This is a genomic window from Streptomyces sp. NPDC048270, assembly GCF_040652335.1.
Lineage (GTDB): Bacteria > Actinomycetota > Actinomycetes > Streptomycetales > Streptomycetaceae > Streptomyces.
This window is the reverse complement of record NZ_JBEZLV010000038.1, coordinates 16,363-35,307: the sequence shown is the minus strand read 5'-3', so window position 1 is coordinate 35,307 and position 18,945 is coordinate 16,363. Positions and strand designations below refer to the sequence as shown.

The window sequence follows — 18,945 nt, the reverse complement described above, 5'->3', positions numbered from 1 at the left end:
ATGCTACGGCCATCCGGCCCGATGTTCGAGGGCCGACCGGTTTCGGCCGCGGCCGTAGCGCTGCGCGGCGGCTCCGGTGATGCGGCTGCGGCGCCGCTGCCGGCGTGCCGCCCCGGACCCCGCGCCTCACACGCCGGCGGGGCCGGATCTGGCAGCCGCGGTGGCCCCGGCGGGCCGACGGACGGAGTCCGGCGCAGCGGGCAGCGGCCCAGGAGGCCCGCCAGGGCCGAGTGGTGCGAGGAACGCGTCAGGAAGAGGAGACCAGTTCGACCTGGATCTCGACCTCTACCGGGGCGTCCAGCGGGAGGACCGCGACGCCCACCGCGCTGCGGGCGTGGACGCCCTTGTCGCCGAGGACGGCGCCCAGGAGCTCGCTCGCACCGTTCAGCACGCCCGGCTGGGCCGTGAAGTCGGGGGCGGAGGCGACGAAGCCGACCACCTTCACGACGCGTGCGATCTTGTCGAGGTCACCGATGACCGACTTGACCGCGGCCAGGGCGTTCAGCGCGCACGTGGCGGCCAGCTCCTTGGCCTGCTCCGCCGAGACCTCCGCGCCGACCTTGCCGGTGACCGGCAGGCTGCCCTTGACCATCGGGAGCTGGCCCGAGGTGAACACGTACGAGCCCGAGCGCACGGCCGGCTGGTAGGTGGCCAGCGGCGGGACGACCTCCGGCAGGGTCAGGCCCAGTTCGGCGAGCTTCGCCTCGACGACGCCGCTCATGCCTTCTCCCGCTTGAGGTAGGCCACCAGCTGCTCGGGGTTGTTCGGCCCGGGCACGACCTGGACGAGCTCCCAGCCGTCCTCGCCCCAGGTGTCAAGGATCTGCTTGGTGGCGTGGACCAGCAGCGGGACCGTCGCGTATTCGAACTTCTTGGTCATGGGAGCGAGGGTAGTGCCTGCGGTCCGGGGCGAAGGAATTAGGCTCGGACGCTGTGAGCAGGCTCCAGGTGGTCAGCGGCAAGGGCGGCACCGGCAAGACCACGGTCGCCGCGGCACTCGCGCTCGCCCTCGCACGCGAGGGCAAGCGGACTCTTCTGGTGGAGGTCGAGGGCAGGCAGGGCATCGCACAGCTCTTCGGTACGGAGGCGCTCCCCTACGAGGAGCGGAAGATCGCCGTCGCGCCCGGCGGCACCGGTGAGGTCTTCGCCCTCGCCATCGACGCCGAGCGGGCGCTTCTGGACTACCTCCAGATGTTCTACAAGCTCGGCTCCGCGGGCCGTGCGCTCAAGAAGCTCGGCGCCATCGACTTCGCGACGACCATCGCCCCGGGGCTGCGCGACGTGCTCCTGACGGGCAAGGCGTGCGAGGCGGTGCGGCGCAAGGACAAGGCGGGCCGGTTCGTCTACGACCACGTGGTCATGGACGCGCCGCCGACCGGGCGGATCACCCGGTTCCTGAACGTCAACGACGAGGTCGCGGGCCTGGCCCGGTTCGGGCCGATCCACAACCAGGCCCAGGCCGTCATGAAGGTGCTCAAGTCCCCGGAGACGGCCGTGCACCTGGTCACCCTGTTGGAGGAGATGCCCGTCCAGGAGACGGCGGACGGCATCGAGGAGCTGCGCCGGGCCGGGCTGCCCGTGGGCCGGGTCGTCGTCAACATGGTGCGCCCGCACCACCTGGACGAGGACACCCTGCGGGCCGCGGCCGAGGAGCACCGGGCCGGGGTGGCCCAGGCACTGTCCCGGGCGGGCCTCGGCGGCGCGCGCCGCGGCGGGCTGGCCGAGCGGCTGGTGGACCCGCTGCTCGCGCAGGCCTCCGAGCACGCGAGCCGGGTGGAGCTGGAGCGCGCGCAGCGCGCCGTACTGGCGGGGCTGGACGTGCCGACGTACGAACTGCCCCTGCTTGGTGCGGGGATGGATCTGGCCGGGCTCTACGAGCTGGCCAAGGAACTGCGGAAGCAGTCGGTGGGCGAATGAGCGAGGGGGTGGACACCGTGGGCATGGACACTCCGCCGCGGCTGGCGGTCGACGGTCTGCTGGACGATCCGCGGACCCGGATCATCGTGTGCTGCGGGGCGGGCGGGGTCGGCAAGACCACCACCGCCGCGGCCCTGGGCGTGCGGGCGGCCGAGCGCGGGCGCAAGGCGGTCGTGCTCACCATCGACCCGGCGCGGCGGCTGGCGCAGTCGATGGGGATCGACTCGCTGGACAACACCCCGCGCAAGGTCACCGGGGTGGGCTCCGGCGCGGCGGACGACGGCGAACTGCACGCCATGATGCTGGACATGAAGCGGACCTTCGACGAGATCGTCGAGGCGCACGCGGACGGCGAGCGGGCCGAGGCCATCCTCGCCAACCCCTTCTACCAGTCCCTGTCGGCCGGCTTCGCGGGCACGCAGGAGTACATGGCGATGGAGAAGCTGGGGCAGCTGCGGGCCCGGGACGACTGGGACCTGATCATCGTGGACACCCCGCCGAGCCGGTCCGCTCTGGACTTCCTCGACGCGCCGAAGCGCCTCGGGTCCTTCCTGGACGGCAAGTTCATCCGCGTGCTGATGGCGCCGGCGAAGGTGGGCGGCCGGGCCGGGATGAAGTTCCTGAATGTCGGCATGTCGATGATGACGGGCACGCTGAGCAAGCTGATGGGTGCCTCGCTGCTGAAGGACGTACAGACCTTCGTGGCCGCGATGGACACCATGTTCGGCGGTTTCCGCACGCGTGCGGACGCCACCTTCCGGCTGCTCCAGGCTCCCGGTACGGCCTTCCTCGTGGTCGCGGCCCCCGAACCGGACGCCCTGCGCGAGGCGGCGTACTTCGTGGAGCGGCTGGCCGCGGAGAAGATGCCGCTGGCCGGCCTGGTGCTGAACCGGGTGCACGGCAGCGGCGCCGACCAGCTGTCCGCCGAACGGGCCCTGGCCGCCGCAGAGAATCTTGAAGAAGGCGGCATTGTGGATCAGGAGCCCGGGAAAGCTGGACTTCGTGACTCCGCCGACGACGGCTCCCCCGCCCCCGACGTGGACGAGATCACGGCAGGACTGCTGCGGCTGCACGCCGAACGGATGCAGGTGATCGCGCGCGAACAGCGCACACGCGATCGCTTCACCTCGCTGCACCCCGAGGTGGCGGTGGCCGAAGTGGCGGCCCTGCCCGGCGATGTGCACGACCTCGCCGGGCTGCGGGCCATCGGAGAGCGACTCGCGGCCGGGGTTCCGGCCGGAGCATAGGCGTCCGGCGTTCGTACGACGTGGCGCCCGGGGGTCTACCCGACTGCCGCGTACGTCTCGTACGGAACGTCGATCTCCTCATCGGCATCCATGGTGAGGATGCCCGTACTGCGCTCGTACTCCGTGCGGGCGGTCTCGAGCAGCCGTCGCCACGAGGTGACGGTGGGACGCCTGCGCAGCAGCGCGCGGCGTTCCCGCTCGGTCATTCCGCCCCACACTCCGAACTCGACACGATTGTCGAGCGCGTCGGCCAGGCACTCGGTCCGCACCGGACATCCGGTGCACACCGCCTTGGCCCTGTTCTGTGCCGCTCCTTGAACGAACAGTTCATCCGGATCGGTAGTGCGGCAGGCTGCCTGCGCACTCCAGTCGGTAACCCAGCCCATCCCGGCGCCGTCCTCTCCCGAATCGAGGCTCCCCCACGGCGGCAGCGGCATATTCACCGCTGCCAGTTGAGGACGTTACGGAAGGCGAGCACAGTGCAACACCCCCGACGGGCCCAATCTTGAATGGTCCGAACGGACTATGGGTAAGCGGCAGATCACCCGACGGAGTGATCGGACGACATGCCCGACCATTCCGGCGATTCGGGTGAAATCACCGAGTCGCCAGTGGGGTGCGCTGATCACGGACGGCGGGATTCGGACATGAGTCCACCCCATTCGGGAAGGGTGAAAATCAAGCCGAGGGGTTGATGTCGGACCGCGGTGCTGTGACAGTTGAGGACAGCTTAGGCCAAGGCATTCGCGCGTGTCCGGCGAATGAGAACGTAGGCTGCCCCCCATGGGAAAGAAGCGCTCGGGCGGCGGGCTCACGGGGAGCCAGCAGGCCGCCAAGTTCCTCGGGGTGTCCGTTCTCTCCGGAGTTGTGCTGGCCGGCATGGCGATTCCGGCGGCAGGCGCCCTGGGACTCGCGGCCAAGGGCACGGTCGAGGGATTCGATGAGATCCCGGCCAATCTCAAGACTCCGCCGCTGAGCCAGCGGACCACGATTCTGGACTCCGAAGGTGGCTTGATCGCCACTGTCTATTCGCGTGACCGGCAGGTGGTCCCCCTCACGGCGATCTCCCCGTACATGCAGAAGGCGATCGTCGCCATCGAGGACTCGCGTTTCTACGAGCACGGCGCGGTCGACCTCAAGGGCATCCTGCGCGCGGTCAACCGCAACGCGCAGGAAGGCGGCGCCGCACAGGGCGCCTCCACGCTGACGCAGCAGTACGTGAAGAACGTGTTCGTCGAAGAGGCCGGCGACGACGAGACCAAGGTGCGCGAGGCCCAGGAGAAGAGCCTCGGCCGCAAGATCCGCGAGTTGAAGTACGCGATCCAGGTCGAAGAGGAACTCGGGAAGAAGAAGATCCTCGAGAACTACCTCAACATCACGTACTTCGGCCAGCAGGCGTACGGAATCGAATCCGCGGCCCAGCGTTACTTCAGCAAGCCGGCCAAGGACCTGGCGCTGGAGGAGGCCGCGCTGCTCGCGGGCGTCGTCCAGTCGCCCAGCCGGTACGACCCGGTGAACGACGCGCAGGAGGCGATGAAGCGCCGCAACATCGTCCTGCAGCGGATGGCCGACATCAAGGACGTCTCGCAGGCCGAGGCGGACGCGGCGAAGGCCAAGCCGGTCACGCTCAAGGTGACCCGGCCCAAGAACGGCTGCATCACCGCGGTCAAGGGCGCGGGCTTCTTCTGCGACTACGTCCGCAACAGCTTCCTGACCGACGCGGTCTTCGGCAAGACGCGCGAGGAGCGGGCCAAGGTCTGGAACCAGGGCGGCCTGACCGTCCGCACCACCCTGGACCCGCAGTCGCAGGACGCCGCCAACGAGTCGATCAAGGACCACGTCAACCAGGACGACTCGATCGCGACCGCCGTGACCATGGTCCAGCCGGGCACCGGCCGGGTGCTCGCGATGGGGCAGTCCAAGCCGTACGGCTTCGGGAAGAACGAGACCCAGATCAACTACTCCGTGGACAAGCGGATGGGCGGCTCGAACTTCGGCTTCCAGGTCGGCTCCACGTTCAAGCCCTTCATCGCGGCCGCGGCCATAGAGCGGGGCATGCCGGCGACCAAGGTGTACCCGGCGCCGAACAAGATGGACTACCCGAGCCCGGTGCAGAAGTGCGACGGCAGCAGCTGGCTCAACCTGCCGCTCTCGAACGGCAAGCTGCAGACGGCCGAGAACGAGACCGAGGACGAGGTCGGTCCGTACGCGATGCGGACGGCGATGGAGAAGTCCATCAACACCTACTTCGTGCAGATGATCTCGGAGATCGGGCTCTGCCCGGTCATGGAGATGACGCAGAAGCTCGGCGTGGTCTCGGCCAACGGCGAGAAGCTGGTGGAGGCCCCCTCCATCGCGCTGGGCTCCGCGGAGCTCTCCCCGCTGACGATGGCCAACGCGTACGCGACCTTCGCCAACCGCGGTGTCCACTGCACGCCGGTCGCCATCGAGTCGATCACCGACGCCCACGGCAAGGCGCTCGCCGTGCCGAAGCCCAAGTGCGAACGGGCGATGGCAGCGGAGACGGCCGACACCATCAACACCCTGCTGCGCGGAGTGGTCGACTCCGGTACCGGTGAGCGGGCCGGCCTGACCGACCGCGACAGCGCGGGCAAGACCGGTACGACGGACTCCCGGTACAACGCCTGGTTCGTCGGCTACACCCCGAACATCTCGGGCGCGGTGTGGGTCGGCTCGGGCGGCGCCAAGAAGATCACGATGGAGAACATCGAGATCGGCGACCGGTACTACGACAAGGTCTTCGGCGGCGGGCTGCCCGGCCCGATCTGGAAGGACGCGGTCACCGGCGCACTGGCCGGCCGCGAGTCCCCCACCTTCACCACCGTCAGCATCCCGGAACCCGTGCTCCCGGGCGGCAGCAACGGCGGACGCCCGGCCACCAACCCGAGCAAGCCCGGGAAGCCCAACAAGCCCGGCGGTGACAACAAGCCCGGCGGACGCCCCGGCGGCGGCGACGGCGGTGCGACCGGCGGCGGGAACCCGGAGAACCCGTTCCCCGGGATCTCCCTCCCGCCGGGCGTGATCGGCGGCCGCGACACCCAGTAGGCGCAAGGAGAGGGGCCCTCAGCCGGATCCGGCTGAGGGCCCCTCTCGTCGCGTCCGGCGCGTACGCGCGTCGGGCGCGGACGGCTCAGGAGAGCTGCTGCTTGACGACGGCGGCGACGCGCCCGCCCTCGGCGAGTCCCGCGACCTTCGGGTTCACGAGCTTCATGACGGCGCCCATGGCCCGCGGCCCCTCGGCCCCCGCCGCCCTGGCCTCCTCGACGGCCTGCGCCACGATCGCGACGAGCTCGTCGTCGGTCAGCTGCTTGGGCAAGTAGGTGTCGAGGAACTCGCCCTCCGCGGTCTCCCGGGCGGCCTGCTCGGGACGGCCGCCCTGGCCGAAGGCCTCCGCCGCCTCGCGGCGCTTCTTCGCCTCCTTGGCGATCACCTTGAGGACTTCCTCGTCGGAGAGGACGCGTGCCTCCTTGCCCGCGACCTCCTCCTTGGTGATGGCGGCGAGGGTCAGCCGCAGCGTGGACGAGTGCAGCTCGTCGCGCGCCTTGATGGCGGTCGTGAGGTCTTCCTGGAGCTTGGCCTTGAGCGTGGTCATGCACCTGAGTCTGCCACCTGCGGGGGCGGCGGCGCCCGCGGGTTTTCCGGGTCTGCGACGATGGGGCCATGCGTGCGCGTTACGGAGTCCCCCTGAAGGCAGCTGCCGGAATCGCCGCGGTGGGGGCCGCGGGCGTGGCCTATGCCGCCGGTTTCGAAGCCCGGTCCTTCCGGCTGCGCCGGGTCACGGTGCCCGTCCTCCCCCCGGGCATGCGGCCGTTGCGCGTGCTCCAGGTCTCGGACATCCACATGGTCGGCGGGCAGCGCAAGAAGCGCGCCTGGCTGCAGTCCCTGGCGGGCCTGCGCCCCGACTTCGTGGTCAACACCGGCGACAACCTCTCGGACACCGAGGGCGTCCCGGAGGTGCTCGATGCGCTGGGCCCCCTGATGGACTTCCCGGGCGTGTACGTCTTCGGGTCGAACGACTACTACGGGCCGCGGCTGCGCAATCCCGGCCGCTACCTGCTCGAGAAGGCCCAGGGCCGGCACGGGCTGAACGGCAACAAGCCGGTCGTCGGCGCCGTCCACAACCCCTGGGAGGAGATGCGGGACGCCTTCGACGCGGCGGGCTGGCTGAACCTCACCAACACGCGGGCGCGGCTGAAGCTGGAGGGCCTGGAGCTGGCCTTCACCGGGCTGGACGACCCGCACATCAAGCGCGACCGCTACGAGCAGGTCGCGGGCGGCCCGGAGCCGGACGCGGACTTCTCGATGGCCGTGGTGCACGCCCCGTACCTGCGGACCCTCGAGGCCTTCACCGCCGACCGGTACCCGCTGATCCTCGCCGGGCACACGCACGGCGGGCAGCTGTGCATCCCCTTCTACGGGGCGCTCGTCACCAACTGCGACCTGGACACCGACCGGGTGAAGGGCCTGTCCACGCACGAGGCGGGCGGCAACCGCGCGTACCTCCACGTCTCGGCCGGCTGCGGCACCAACCGGTTCACCCCGGTCCGCTTCGCCTGCCCGCCGGAAGCGACGCTGCTCACCCTGACGCCGAAGGCCTAGCGGCTGGGCACGGGGTCCGTCCCGGCCGGGCGGGCCCCGCGTGAAAACCGGATTTCGTCTCCGGCCGAGGGTCCGCTAAAGTAATCGATGTCGCCAGGGCAGCAAGCGCTGCGAGGGTGACGATCGGGGTGTAGCGCAGCTTGGCAGCGCGCTTCGTTCGGGACGAAGAGGTCGTGGGTTCAAATCCCGCCACCCCGACTTCGTAAGACCAGGTCAAGGGCCTGATCCGCACTGCGGATCAGGCCCTTCCTGTTGTCTCCGCGCGCCCGTCCGTCCGCCGGTCCGGGCGCACCCGAGCCCGAGGTCTGAGCCCCCGTGTCTTCTTCCCCCGCGTCCGGGCCCGCCCGGCTGCCCGGCGTGCGACGTCCGGCCCGGCCGGTCTGGCTCTCGCCGAAGGTGTTCCGGACCGAGGTGCTCGCCGGTCTGGTGGTCGCGCTCGCGCTGATCCCCGAGGCGATCTCCTTCTCGATCATCGCCGGGGTGGATCCGGCGGTCGGACTGTTCGCCTCGTTCACCATGGCCGTGGTGATCTCCCTCGTGGGCGGCCGGCCCGCGATGATCTCCGCCGCCACGGGCGCGGTGGCCCTGGTGATCGCTCCGCTGAACCGGGAGCACGGCCTGGGCTACCTGGTCGCGGCCGTGATCCTGGCCGGTGTCTTCCAGATCGGGCTCGGCGCGCTGGGCGTGGCGAAGCTGATGCGGTTCATTCCGCGCTCGGTGATGGTGGGCTTCGTCAACTCCCTCTCCATCCTGGTCTTCATGGCCCAGGTGTCCGAGATGCGCGGCGTCCCCTGGGCCGTCTACCCGCTGTTCGCGGCGGGGCTGGCGCTGCTGGTGTTCTTCCCGAAGCTCACGAAGGCGGTGCCGGCGCCGCTGGTCTCCGTCGCGGCCCTCACCGCGATCACCGTGGCCGCGGGCATCGCCGTACCGACCGTCGGCGACAAGGGCGCGCTGCCGTCCGCGCTGCCGGTGCCGGGCCTGCCGGACGTGCCGCTCACCCTGGACACGCTGACCCTCATCGCCCCCTACGCGCTGGCCATGGCCCTCGTCGGGCTGATGGAGTCGCTGATGACGGCGAAGCTGGTCGACGAGATCACCGACACCCGGTCCTCGAAGACGCGGGAGTCCATCGGCCAGGGCGTCGCCAACATCGTCACCGGGTTCTTCGGCGGCATGGGCGGCTGCGCGATGATCGGCCAGACGATGATCAACGTGAAGGTGTCCGGGGCCCGCACCCGGCTGTCGACCTTCCTCGCGGGCGCCTTCCTGATGGTGCTGTGCATCGTCTTCGGGCCGGTCGTCTCCGACATCCCGATGGCGGCGCTCGTCGCCGTCATGGTCATGGTCTGCCTGGCGACCTTCGACTGGCACTCCGTCGCGCCGAAGACCCTCAGGCGGATGCCCGCCGGCGAGATCACCGTCATGGTCGTCACCGTCGTGTGCGTGGTCCTCAGCCACAACCTGGCCGTCGGCGTGGTCGTGGGCTGCGTCACCGCGATGGTCGTCTTCGCGAAGCGGGTCGCCCACCTGACGAGCGTCACGGCCGTCCTCGACCCGGACGGCGGGCAGGTCGTCTACCGGGTGACCGGCGAGCTGTTCTTCGCCTCCGCCAACGACCTGGTCGGGCAGTTCGACTACGCCGGCGACCCGGAACGGGTGGTCATCGACCTCAGCGGCACCCACGTCTGGGACGCGTCCTCGGTGGCCGCCCTGGACGCGATCGAGCACCGGTACGCCCAGCGGGGCAAGACCGTCACGATCACCGGTCTGAACGAGGCCAGCGCCCGCCTGCACGGCACGCTCAGCGGCGAGCTCTCCGCCGGGCACTGACCGGCCCCGGGACTCCCGTTCTCCCGGTCCGCTACTCCTCGTGGAGCGCGGCGAGTTCGGCGCGCACCAGGGCGAGGAACTCAGGGGAGGGCGCCGGCTCCGTTCCCCGGGCCCCCGCCGCCGCGTCGAGGTGGGCGAGGACCGCCGCCAGCGTGGGGAAGGGGCCGACCGGGCGGAGCAGCCACAGGCGGCCGCGGGGGCGGGGCGGCAGGCCGAGGGCGGCGAGGGTGGTGTCGGTCTCCCCGCCGAGGCCGTCCAGGTCGGTGTCGGGGAGCGGGGCGCACTCGACCCCGGTGATGTGGCCGTGGCCGTCCAGCGAGGTCTCCACGGCCCAGTGCGTGGAGCGGTCCGGGATCCAGGTGCGGGCCGCCGGGGGCCAGACGTACGGGAGGAAGGCCCAGCGCAGTTCCTCGGGCGCGGGCTCCCAGCCGAGCACCTCCAGCTCCCGGACCTCGGGCAGCCGGTCCGGTTCCAGTTCGCTGCGGCCGGCGCGGCGCAGTGCGAGCGGGTGCGGTGTTCCGTCCTCGTCCCACGACATGCGGGCACGGTATCCGGCGCGGCCCCGCGAACCCGGCTCTCACACGCTGAAGTCGACCTCCACCGGGGGCTCGCCCGGCCAGGAGAGCACGGTCGGGGCGGGCGGGGTGCTGGCCAGGACGGTGCCGTGCGAGACGACGTGGCGGGGCCGGACCTGGCGGCGGATCGCCTCCTCGGGCGTGGGGGCCGGGAGCAGCACGAAGGAGGCGGGGGCGCCCTCCCCGATGCCGTACTCCTCCGCCGTCAGGCCCAGCACCCGCGCCGCACGGTCCGTCACCATCGAGAAGGCCAGCGGGATCTCCTGCGCGCCGGTCAGCTGGGCGGCGTACAGCCCGACCAGGGCGGTCTGGAGCGGGTTGCCGGTGCCGAGGGCGTTCCAGGGGTCCATGACGTCGTCGTGGCCGAAGGCCACGTTGACCCCCGCCGCGAGCATCTCCTTGACCTGGGTGAGCCCGCGCCGCTTGGGATAGGTGTCGAAGCGGCCCTGGAGGTTGAGGTTGGCGAAGGGGTTGGAGACCAGGTTGATGCCCGAACGCGCCAGCAGCCGCTGGAGTTTGAAGCTGTAGGCGCCGTTGTAGGAGCCCATGGCCGTGGTGTGGGAGGCCGTGGCGCGCTCGCGCAGGCCCGTGCGCAGCGCGAGGGCGGCCAGTACCTCCACGAAGCGGGACTGCTCGTCGTCGATCTCGTCGCAGTGCGCGTCCACGCGCAGCCCGTGCTCTTCGGCCAGCGCGAAGGCGGTGTGCAGCGAGGCGATCCCGTCCTCCCGGGTGTCCTCGAAGTGCGGGATGGCGCCGACGACGTCCGCCCCGCGTGCGACGGCCTCGCGCAGGAGCGCCTCGCCGTCCGGGAAGGAGCAGATGCCCTCCTGCGGGAAGGCCGTGATCTGCAGGGTCATGACGTCCCGGACCCGGTCGCGCACCTCCAGCAGCGCGTCGAGCGCGGTGAGCGCCGGATCGGTCACGTCGCAGTGGGTCCGCACGTGCAGCACGCCCTGCGCCGCCTGCCAGCGCAGCACCTCGGTGGCCCGCGCGACGACGTCCTCGCGGGTCAGCGTCTGCTTGCGCTCGCTCCAGCAGGCGATGCCCTCCCAGAGGGTGCCGGAGGCGTTGGGCCGCGGCTGCCCGGCCGTCAGTGCGGTGTCGAGGTGGATGTGCGGCTCGACGAAGGGGGCCGTGAGCAGCGAGCCGTGCGCCTCGATGAGGGTGCCGGTGGCGGGGGGCTCCTTCTGGTCGTCGTACGGGATCACCCGCGCGATCCGGCCGTCCTCGGCGACCTCCACGTCGGACAGCGTGTCGGACGGGCCGTGAGCGTGCAGCAGCCGGGCACCCCGGACGATCATCCGCATGCGGCCAGCGTACGCACGCGGCCCGCCCCCTCGTGGGAGGGCGCGGGCCGGTGACCGGGTGCCGGACTCAGCCGCGCTTGGCCTGAGCCTTCTGCTGCATGCCCCGCGTCTTCGCGGAGAGCGACTGCACGTCCCTGACGGCGGCCTTGGCACGCGCCTCGGCCGCGGTGTTCTTCGCCAGCGCGCGCTCGGAATCCTGGTGGCCGTGGTGTCCGGTGCGAGCCTTCCTGGACATGATCACTCCTCCTCGGGACGCGGAACACGCGTACGGGTTCCACTGTGCGCCCGTCCGGAGCAGTCGGCATCCCGGCGCGGCGTGCGGCAAGAATGGGGGCATGACCAGCGACACCGATCTGACCACCGGCGAAACCGGCGAGACCACGAGCACGGCCCCGGGCACGGCCCCGGGCACAGCCCCCGGCGGCGGGATGCCCGCCTGGGAGAAGCGGTTCCGGGCGCCGCGCGTCGGACTGCCCGAGTGGGCCGAGGACGCTCCGGACCGTTCGCTCTTCGTCTCCAACGCGACCGGGACCTTCGAGCTCTACGCCTGGGACCGCGCCACCGGCACCCAGCGCCAGGCCACCGACCGCCCCAACGGCACCACCGACGGCGCGCTCTCCCCCGACGGCGAGTGGATCTGGTGGTTCTCCGACACCGACGGCGACGAGTTCGGCACCTGGGTGCGCCAGCCCTTCGCGGGCGGCCCCGACGAGCCGGCCACCCCCGGGCTGGAGCCCTCCTACCCCGCCGGGCTGGCCATCGGCCGTGACGGCACGGCCGTGGTGGGCCGCTCCACCGACGAGGACGGCACGACCATCCACGTGGTCCGGCCGGACGGCACCGCGCCGGCCGTGATCTACCGGCACCGCGAGTCGGCCGGCGTCGGCGACCTGTCCCGCGACGGGACCCTCGTGGCCGTCGAGCACACCGAGCACGGTGACGCCATGCACTCCGCACTGCGCGTGGTCGGCCTCGACGGCGCCCCCGTCGCCGAGCTGGACGACTCCCGCGGCGGCACCGAGGACCTGGGGCTGGAGGTGCTCGGCTTCGCGCCGGTCGCGGGCGACACCCGGCTGCTGGTCGGCCACCAGCGGCGCGGCCGGTGGGAGCCGATGGTGTGGGACGTGGCGACCGGCGCCGAGGAGGAGCTCGCGATCGACCTGCCGGGCGATGTCAGCGCCGAGTGGTACCCGGACGGCTCCGCCCTGCTGATCGCGCACGAGTTCGAGGCGCGCAGCGAGCTGTGGCGCTACGTCCTGGCCACGCGGGAGCTCGTACGCGTGGACACCCTGCCGGGGACGGTGTCGGGTGCGACGGCGCGCCCCGACGGAACGGTGGAGTACCAGTGGTCCTCCGCGGCCGAGCCCTCGGCCGTGCGGTCCACCTCAGGGGCGACCGTCCTGGACCCGCCCGGCTTCCGGGCGCCCGGCTCGGTGCCGGTGGAGGACGTGTGGGTGGAGGGCCCGGGCGGGCGGATCCACGCGCTCGTGCAGCGGCCGGCCGGGCAGGGCGACGGCCCCTTCCCGACGGTCTTCGAGGTCCACGGCGGTCCGACCCATCACGACTGCGACGCCTTCGCGGCGACCCCGGCGGCCTGGCTGGACCACGGCTTCGCCGTCGTCCGGGTCAACTACCGCGGCTCCACCGGCTACGGCCGCGCCTGGACCGACGCCCTCAAGCACCGGGTCGGCCTGATCGAGCTGGAGGACATCGCGGCGGTCCGCGAGTGGGCGGTGGCCTCCGGCCTCGCGGACCCGGCCCGGCTGGTGCTCTCGGGCGGCTCCTGGGGCGGCTACCTGACCCTGCTGGGCCTCGGCACGCAGCCCGGTGCCTGGGCGGTGGGACTGGCCTCCGTACCGGTCGCCGACTACGTGACGGCCTACCACGACGAGATGGAGGCGCTGAAGTCCCTGGACCGCACCCTCTTCGGCGGCACGCCGGAGGAGGTCCCGGACCGCTTCGAGGCCTCCTCGCCGCTGACGTACGTCGACGCGGTGCGGGCTCCGGTGTACATCGCGGCGGGCCTCAACGACCCGCGCTGCCCGATCAAGCAGATCGACAACTACGTCGACCGGCTGGTGGCGCGCGGCGCGGTGCACGAGGTGTACCGCTACGACGCCGGGCACGGCTCGCTGGTCGTGGAGGAGCGGATCAAGCAGGTCCGGATGGAACTGGACTTCGCGCTCGAGCACCTGCCCCGCTAGACCCGCTCCGGTGCACCCCCCGTACGGTGGTGGGGTGCACCGGTTTCTCCTGACCCCGCGATGGTGGGGGATCAACATCTTCGTCGTGCTCGCCGTCCCCTTCTGCCTGTTCATGGGGTCCTGGCAGCTCGGCCGGTTCGAGGACCGCGTCGACAGCCACCGCGAGGCGAACACCGCGCGCCCCGCGGACCGGGCGGCCGCGCCGCTGGACTCGCTGCTCCCGGTGGACAAGAACACCTCCGGACGGCTGGCTTCCGTGTCCGGGGAGTACGGCGACCAGCTGCTCGTCCCCGAGCGGCGGCTGGACGGGGCGACCGGCTTCTACGTGCTGACCCTGCTGAAGACCGACTCCGGCAAGGCCGTCCCGGTGGTCCGGGGCTGGCTGCCGGGGACGGCCGACCCGGCGAAGGCCCCGGCCGCGCCGGGCGGCCGCGTCGAGGTCACCGGTGCGCTGCAGGCCTCGGAGAACTCCGGCACCAAGGGGGTCCACTCCCAGGGCGGCCTCCCGGCCGGACAGCTCGGCGTCATCGGGGCGGCCTCGCTGGTCAACATCGTCCCGGACGAGCTGTACGACGCCTGGCTGACCGTGCAGACCCCCTCGGACGGCATGACCCCGGTGCCCGCCGCGGCCCCGAACAACACCGGGCTCGACCTGAAGGCCTTCCAGAACCTCGGCTACACCGGCGAGTGGTTCGTCTTCGTCGCCTTCGTGCTCTTCATGTGGTTCCGCCTCTACCGCCGCGAGCTGGAAACCCTGCGCGACGCGGAGGCGGGCCTGCTGCCCGAGGCTCCGGCGGCGGCAGAGCGGGTCTGACCCCGCGGAAGCCCCGCAATCCCCCGCAAGCCCTTGGAAGCCCTTGGAGCGCCGGATCCGCCCGGATCCGGCGCTACGGCGTCGGCGCGTCCACCGGGATCGCTCCCGTGCGGTAGACCGTTCCCCCGCAGGCCTCCGGAATCGTCGTCCGCGTGACCGGCGTGCCCGTCGGGGGCGTGTGGGTCACCGCCACGCCCGGGGCGGCCGGGGGCGTGGTCCCCGTCTCCGGTTCGACGACGGGCGTGTCGGAGGACTGGCCCTGCGGCGGCTTCGCCCCCGCGTCCGGGCTCGCCGAGGGGCAGGGCTCGGCCGACGGCACCCAGGCGAAGCGGACCTCGTACGCGGAGTTCGGCTGGAGCACCAGCACCGGCGCCTCCGCCGAGGGATCGGGCAGCAGCCCGCTCGCCGGGTCCCCCGCCGTGTGGCCGACCACGGCGACCCCGGAGCCCGGGCCGGTCGGGGCGCCGGCCGCGGCGGCCGCCGTCACGGTGTCCGGGCCGGTGACGGTACAGCCCTGCGCCGAGACGTTGGTGACCTTGAAGCTGCCGTAGATCTTGCCGTCGGCCTCCGGGGTGCGGGCCGAGCCCACCACGCCCAGCTGCTCGGCCCCGCAGCCGGGCACACCCGGTGCGGCCGCCGGCGGCTGCGGGCCGTTCCCGCTGCCCACGACCGTGCCGGGCGCGGTGCCGCTGCTCGACGGGCCCGCCGTCGCACCGCCGGCCGGGGAGCCGGTGGACGCCGGATCCGGCTGCCCGGTGGTGCCGCCCGCGTCGGGCGCGCCGCCACCGGAGCGGGTGGCCCTGGGCTGGCTCCCGGATCCGTTCTGGTGCGGGTCGGAGGGCGCGCCGCCCGGCTTCCCGCCGGCCTGCGAGCCGTGTCCGGCCATCGCGGGGTGCTCGGTGGTGGTGCCGGCGCCGGCCGTCATGTGCAGGGCGGCCGGGATGGCGGTTCCGGCGAGCAGGGCGACGGCCGCGGCGCCCACGAGGGCCTGCCGCTTGAGGGTCCGGCGGGCGGGGACGGCGTACCGCAGCCGCTCGAGCGCGCCCTCGGCGGGCCGGAGGCCCTCGACGGCTCCGTGCAGCAGGCCCCTCAGCGCCTCTTCCTCGCCCGCGCCGCCGCGCCCGGTGTGGTCGTCCATCATGACTGCGCAGCCTCCATCGCCACCCGCAGCGCGGCAATGCCCCGCGATCCGTACGCCTTCACCGAGCCGAGCGACACCCCGAGCGTCTCCGCGACCTGGGCTTCCGTCATGTCCGCGAAGTAACGCAGTACGAGCACCTCTCGCTGGCGGCGCTGCAGTCCGCGCATCGCCTTGATCAGATCGTCCCGCTCCAGCTGGTCGTAAGCGCCCTCCTCGGCGCTCGCCATGTCCGGCATCGGCTTCGAGAGCAGCTTGAGGCCGAGGATGCGCCGGCGCAGGGCGGACCGGGAGAGGTTCACGACGGTCTGGCGCAGGTACGCCAGCGTCTTGTCGCGGTCACGGACCCGGTTACGGGCCGAGTGCACGCGGATGAACGCCTCCTGGACCACGTCCTCGCAGGACGCCGTGTCGTCGAGGAGCAGCGCGGCGAGGCCCAGGAGCGAGCGGTAGTGCGCCTGGTAGGTCTCCGTGAGGTGGTCGACGGTGGTGCCCGCCACCACCTCGGTCACGGGCTCGGCCCCGGCGGACGCGGGTGTCTCAGCCGCCTCGGCGCCGTCGCGCGGAGAGGGCACGCGGCCGCCCCGGGTCGGTACGGCAGCCCGGACGGGCACCTCGGACGGCCCGGCCGGCGGGACGGGAACGATCACAGGAAGACCGCCGCCGGGCGCGCGGGAGCCCCGGCGCGACGGGATGAACCCGCTGCGCGCCGGTAGGACGGCCAGTTCGAGCAGTGCCTCTGCCACGCCTGTAGGACACGCGTCCCCCCGTCAGGGTTGTACGCGCGAGGCAGCCGCCACAGCAATATCCCCATTGCCCTCATGCGTACCCGCTCTTCCCGATTGCCCTGTCCATCGAGACGGCAGTCGGGCCATCACCTTGATCTAGGGATCTACACACCGATCCTACAAAGCGAATTACGCAAATTCACCTGCGATCAGTTCCGCGATCTGAGTGGCATTCAGGGCGGCGCCCTTGCGGAGATTGTCGGCGCACACGAAGAACTCCAGCGCGTGCCGGTCGTCCAGCGAGACCCGCACCCGCCCCACCCAGGCCGGGTCCGTTCCGGCGGCGTCCGCCGGCGTCGGGAACTCCCCCGCCGCCGGGTCGTCCACGAGGACCACGCCGGGTGCGGCGTCCAGGATCTGCCGGGCGTGCGGGGCGTCCACCTCGTTCTCGAAGCGGGCCCGCACGGTCAGGGAGTGCCCCGTGACCACGGGGACCTGTACGCAGGTCACGGCGACGGGCAGCGCGGGCAGGTCCAGGATGCGGCGCGTCTCCTGCCGTACCGCCAGCTCGTGCGAGGACCAGCCGTCCTCGCGGAGCTCACCGGACCAGGGCACGACGTTGAGGGCGAGCGGCGCCGCGAAGGGGCCGGTGTCCTCGCCCACGGCCCGGCGCACGTCGCCCGGCTGCTCGCCCAGGGAGGTCCCGGCGACCAGCGACAGCTGGCGGCGCAGCGCCTCGGAGCCGGCCCGGCCGGCGGCGCTGGCCGCCTGGTACGAGGAGACGGCCAGCTCGGACAGGGAGTACTCGGCGTGCAGGGCGCCCAGGGCGGCGATCATCCCGGCGGTCACGCAGTCCGGGGTGGCGACGATCCCGCGCGGCCTGCTCCGTACGGCGTGCCCGTTGACCTCGGGCACCACCAGGGGGACCTCGGGATCGTCCCGGAAGGCGGCGGACTGGTCGACGACGACGGCACCGCGTGCGGTGACGACGGGCGCCCAGCGGGCCGACACGTCGGCCGGGGTCAGGAAGAGCGCGACGTCGCCCGGACCGAGGCCGTCGAAGGCGTCCTCGGTGAGGGCGAGCACCTCGGTCTCCTCCGCGCGGACGGCCAGCATGCGGCCGGCCGAGCGCGCGGAGGCGATCAGGCGGATGTCGCCCCAGACGTCGGCCCGCTGGGACACCATCTGGAGCAGTACGGTGCCGACCGCTCCGGTCGCCCCGACCACGGCGAGCGCCGGGGCGGAGGACCGGGCGCCGGTCATCGTCCGGTGCCTCCGTAGACGACGGCCTCGTCGCTGTCGGAGTCGAGGCCGAAGGCCGTGTGCACGGCGCGGACGGCCTCGTTGACGTCGTCCTGACGGGTCACGACCGAGATCCGGATCTCGGAGGTGGAGATCAGCTCGATGTTGACGCCCGCATCGGAGAGCGCCTGGAAGAAGGAGGCGGTGACGCCCGGGTTGGTCTTCATGCCCGCGCCGACCAGGGAGATCTTGCCGATCTGGTCGTCATAGCGCAGGGAGTCGAAGCCGATCTGGGCCTTCGCCTTCTCCAGGGCGTCGATGGCCTTGTGGCCCTCCGCCTTGGGTAGCGTGAAGGAGATGTCGGTGAGGCCCGTCGAGGCCGCCGACACGTTCTGCACGATCATGTCGATGTTGATCTCGGCGTCCGCGATCGCGCGGAAGATCGCCGCGGCCTCGCCCGGCTTGTCCGGGACGCCGACGACCGTGATCTTGGCTTCGGAGACGTCGTGAGCGACTCCGGAGATGATGGCGTGCTCCACCTGCTCGTCCCCTTGCGGATTCTCGTTGCTGACCCACGTGCCCGGCAGTCCCGAGAAGGACGAGCGGACGTGGATCGGGATGTTGTATCGGCGTGCGTACTCGACACAGCGGTGCAGCAGCACCTTGGAACCGGAGGCGGCGAGCTCCAGCATGTCCTCGGAGGAGATCCAGTCGATCTTCCGGGCCTTCTTCACGACGCGGGGGTCCGCGGTGAAGACGCCGTCGACGTCGGTGTAGATCTCGCAGACCTCGGCGTCCAGCGCCGCGGCGAGCGCGACGGCGGTGGTGTCCGAGCCGCCGCGGCCGAGGGTGGTGATGTCCTTGGAGTCCGCGGACACGCCCTGGAAGCCGGCGACGATGGCGATGTTGCCCTCGTCCAGCGCGGTGCGGATACGGCCCGGCGTGACATCGATGATGCGCGCTTTGTTGTGGACCGAGTCGGTGATCACGCCTGCCTGGCTGCCGGTGAACGACTGGGCCTCGTGGCCCAGGTTTTTGATCGCCATGGCCAGCAGGGCCATGGAGATCCGCTCTCCGGCGGTCAGCAGCATGTCGAATTCGCGTCCGGCAGGCATGGGTGAAACCTGCTCGGCGAGATCGATCAGCTCGTCCGTCGTGTCGCCCATCGCGGAAACCACGACGACCACCTGGTGGCCGTTCTTCTTGGCATCCACGATCCGCTTGGCGACGCGCTTGATGCCTTCGGCATCGGCTACGGAGGAGCCTCCGTACTTCTGCACGACAAGGCCCACGTGCGCTCCTCGCTCAGTCCGTCTCATTTGCT

The 18,945-nt window shown here is 71.8% G+C and carries 18 protein-coding genes and 1 tRNA gene; 8 read left to right on the top strand and 11 right to left on the bottom strand.

Going from position 1 to position 18,945, the window contains the following annotated elements:
- Positions 1-247 precede the first annotated feature (247 nt).
- Complete coding sequence (locus AB0D66_RS27480) at positions 248-721, bottom strand: RidA family protein (RefSeq protein WP_362308915.1); 474 nt, start codon at positions 719-721, stop codon at positions 248-250.
- Positions 718-879: a DUF4177 domain-containing protein gene (locus AB0D66_RS27475; RefSeq protein ID WP_007264966.1), complete on the bottom strand. Its 162-nt coding sequence runs from the start codon at positions 877-879 to the stop codon at positions 718-720. The genes AB0D66_RS27480 and AB0D66_RS27475 overlap by 4 nt, the downstream gene beginning before the upstream one ends.
- A 53-nt stretch (positions 880-932) precedes the next feature.
- Here AB0D66_RS27475 and AB0D66_RS27470 point away from each other — a divergent pair, with 53 nt between their 5' ends.
- The gene (locus AB0D66_RS27470; protein WP_362308912.1) at positions 933-1,916 is read left to right on the top strand and encodes an ArsA-related P-loop ATPase; all 984 of its coding nucleotides are present in this window, start codon (positions 933-935) and stop codon (positions 1,914-1,916) included.
- Positions 1,913-3,163 carry an ArsA family ATPase gene (locus AB0D66_RS27465; protein WP_362308909.1) on the top strand — a complete coding sequence of 417 codons (1,251 nt, stop codon included), beginning with the start codon at positions 1,913-1,915 and terminating at the stop codon, positions 3,161-3,163. Before AB0D66_RS27470 ends, AB0D66_RS27465 begins: the two co-directional genes overlap by 4 nt.
- Before the next feature lie 35 nt (positions 3,164-3,198).
- On the opposite strand, the gene AB0D66_RS27460 is transcribed toward AB0D66_RS27465, so the two are convergent.
- On the bottom strand, positions 3,199-3,549 hold the full coding sequence (locus tag AB0D66_RS27460) for a WhiB family transcriptional regulator (RefSeq protein WP_362309001.1): 351 nt from the start codon (positions 3,547-3,549) through the stop codon (positions 3,199-3,201).
- Between the two features lie 397 nt (positions 3,550-3,946).
- Between AB0D66_RS27460 and AB0D66_RS27455 the strand changes: the two genes are divergently transcribed.
- Positions 3,947-6,229 (top strand): transglycosylase domain-containing protein, encoded by a 2,283-nt coding sequence (locus AB0D66_RS27455; RefSeq protein ID WP_362308906.1) that lies wholly within the window; start codon positions 3,947-3,949, stop codon positions 6,227-6,229.
- An 85-nt stretch (positions 6,230-6,314) separates the two neighbouring features.
- On the opposite strand, the gene AB0D66_RS27450 is transcribed toward AB0D66_RS27455, so the two are convergent.
- Entirely contained in the window at positions 6,315-6,776 is a 462-nt protein-coding gene (locus AB0D66_RS27450) for a GatB/YqeY domain-containing protein (protein WP_362308903.1), read from the bottom strand.
- A 68-nt stretch (positions 6,777-6,844) separates the two neighbouring features.
- Between AB0D66_RS27450 and AB0D66_RS27445 the strand changes: the two genes are divergently transcribed.
- The 3 genes from AB0D66_RS27445 to AB0D66_RS27435 all read left to right on the top strand — a co-directional run bounded on the left by AB0D66_RS27445 (position 6,845) and on the right by AB0D66_RS27435 (position 9,613).
- Positions 6,845-7,783 (top strand): metallophosphoesterase, encoded by a 939-nt coding sequence (locus AB0D66_RS27445; protein ID WP_362308900.1) that lies wholly within the window; start codon positions 6,845-6,847, stop codon positions 7,781-7,783.
- Positions 7,784-7,907: 124 nt separating this feature from the next.
- Positions 7,908-7,981: transfer RNA gene (locus AB0D66_RS27440), tRNA-Pro, on the top strand.
- 117 nt (positions 7,982-8,098) lie between these two features.
- Entirely contained in the window at positions 8,099-9,613 is a 1,515-nt protein-coding gene (locus AB0D66_RS27435) for a SulP family inorganic anion transporter (protein WP_362308897.1), read from the top strand.
- A gap of 31 nt (positions 9,614-9,644) precedes the next feature.
- On the opposite strand, the gene AB0D66_RS27430 is transcribed toward AB0D66_RS27435, so the two are convergent.
- From AB0D66_RS27430 to AB0D66_RS27420, 3 genes are all read right to left on the bottom strand, one after another.
- The gene (locus AB0D66_RS27430; RefSeq protein WP_362308894.1) at positions 9,645-10,151 is read right to left on the bottom strand and encodes a DUF5956 family protein; all 507 of its coding nucleotides are present in this window, start codon (positions 10,149-10,151) and stop codon (positions 9,645-9,647) included.
- Between the two features lie 39 nt (positions 10,152-10,190).
- Positions 10,191-11,495, bottom strand: a complete 1,305-nt coding sequence (codA, locus tag AB0D66_RS27425; RefSeq protein ID WP_362308891.1) for a cytosine deaminase — start codon at positions 11,493-11,495, stop codon at positions 10,191-10,193.
- A 67-nt stretch (positions 11,496-11,562) separates the two neighbouring features.
- A complete protein-coding gene (locus tag AB0D66_RS27420) occupies positions 11,563-11,730 on the bottom strand; it encodes a hypothetical protein (protein WP_362308888.1) in 168 nt (55 codons plus the stop codon).
- 193 nt (positions 11,731-11,923) lie between these two features.
- Between AB0D66_RS27420 and AB0D66_RS27415 the strand changes: the two genes are divergently transcribed.
- Together AB0D66_RS27415 and AB0D66_RS27410 are read left to right on the top strand one after the other, a co-directional pair.
- The gene (locus tag AB0D66_RS27415) at positions 11,924-13,699 is read left to right on the top strand and encodes a prolyl oligopeptidase family serine peptidase (RefSeq protein ID WP_362308999.1); all 1,776 of its coding nucleotides are present in this window, start codon (positions 11,924-11,926) and stop codon (positions 13,697-13,699) included.
- Positions 13,700-13,733: 34 nt separating this feature from the next.
- Positions 13,734-14,513, top strand: coding sequence for an SURF1 family protein (locus AB0D66_RS27410; RefSeq protein ID WP_362308885.1), 780 nt, complete (start codon positions 13,734-13,736; stop codon positions 14,511-14,513).
- 73 nt (positions 14,514-14,586) lie between these two features.
- Here the strand turns inward: AB0D66_RS27410 and AB0D66_RS27405 are convergent, their stop codons facing one another.
- The 4 genes from AB0D66_RS27405 to AB0D66_RS27390 all read right to left on the bottom strand — a co-directional run bounded on the left by AB0D66_RS27405 (position 14,587) and on the right by AB0D66_RS27390 (position 18,913).
- Positions 14,587-15,654 carry a hypothetical protein gene (locus AB0D66_RS27405; RefSeq protein WP_362308882.1) on the bottom strand — a complete coding sequence of 356 codons (1,068 nt, stop codon included), beginning with the start codon at positions 15,652-15,654 and terminating at the stop codon, positions 14,587-14,589.
- Positions 15,651-16,346 (bottom strand): SigE family RNA polymerase sigma factor, encoded by a 696-nt coding sequence (locus AB0D66_RS27400; RefSeq protein WP_362308996.1) that lies wholly within the window; start codon positions 16,344-16,346, stop codon positions 15,651-15,653. The genes AB0D66_RS27405 and AB0D66_RS27400 overlap by 4 nt, the downstream gene beginning before the upstream one ends.
- A gap of 222 nt (positions 16,347-16,568) precedes the next feature.
- Positions 16,569-17,642, bottom strand: coding sequence for an aspartate-semialdehyde dehydrogenase (locus tag AB0D66_RS27395; protein ID WP_362308879.1), 1,074 nt, complete (start codon positions 17,640-17,642; stop codon positions 16,569-16,571).
- On the bottom strand, positions 17,639-18,913 hold the full coding sequence (locus tag AB0D66_RS27390; protein ID WP_361750658.1) for an aspartate kinase: 1,275 nt from the start codon (positions 18,911-18,913) through the stop codon (positions 17,639-17,641). The genes AB0D66_RS27395 and AB0D66_RS27390 overlap by 4 nt, the downstream gene beginning before the upstream one ends.
- Positions 18,914-18,945 lie beyond the last annotated feature (32 nt).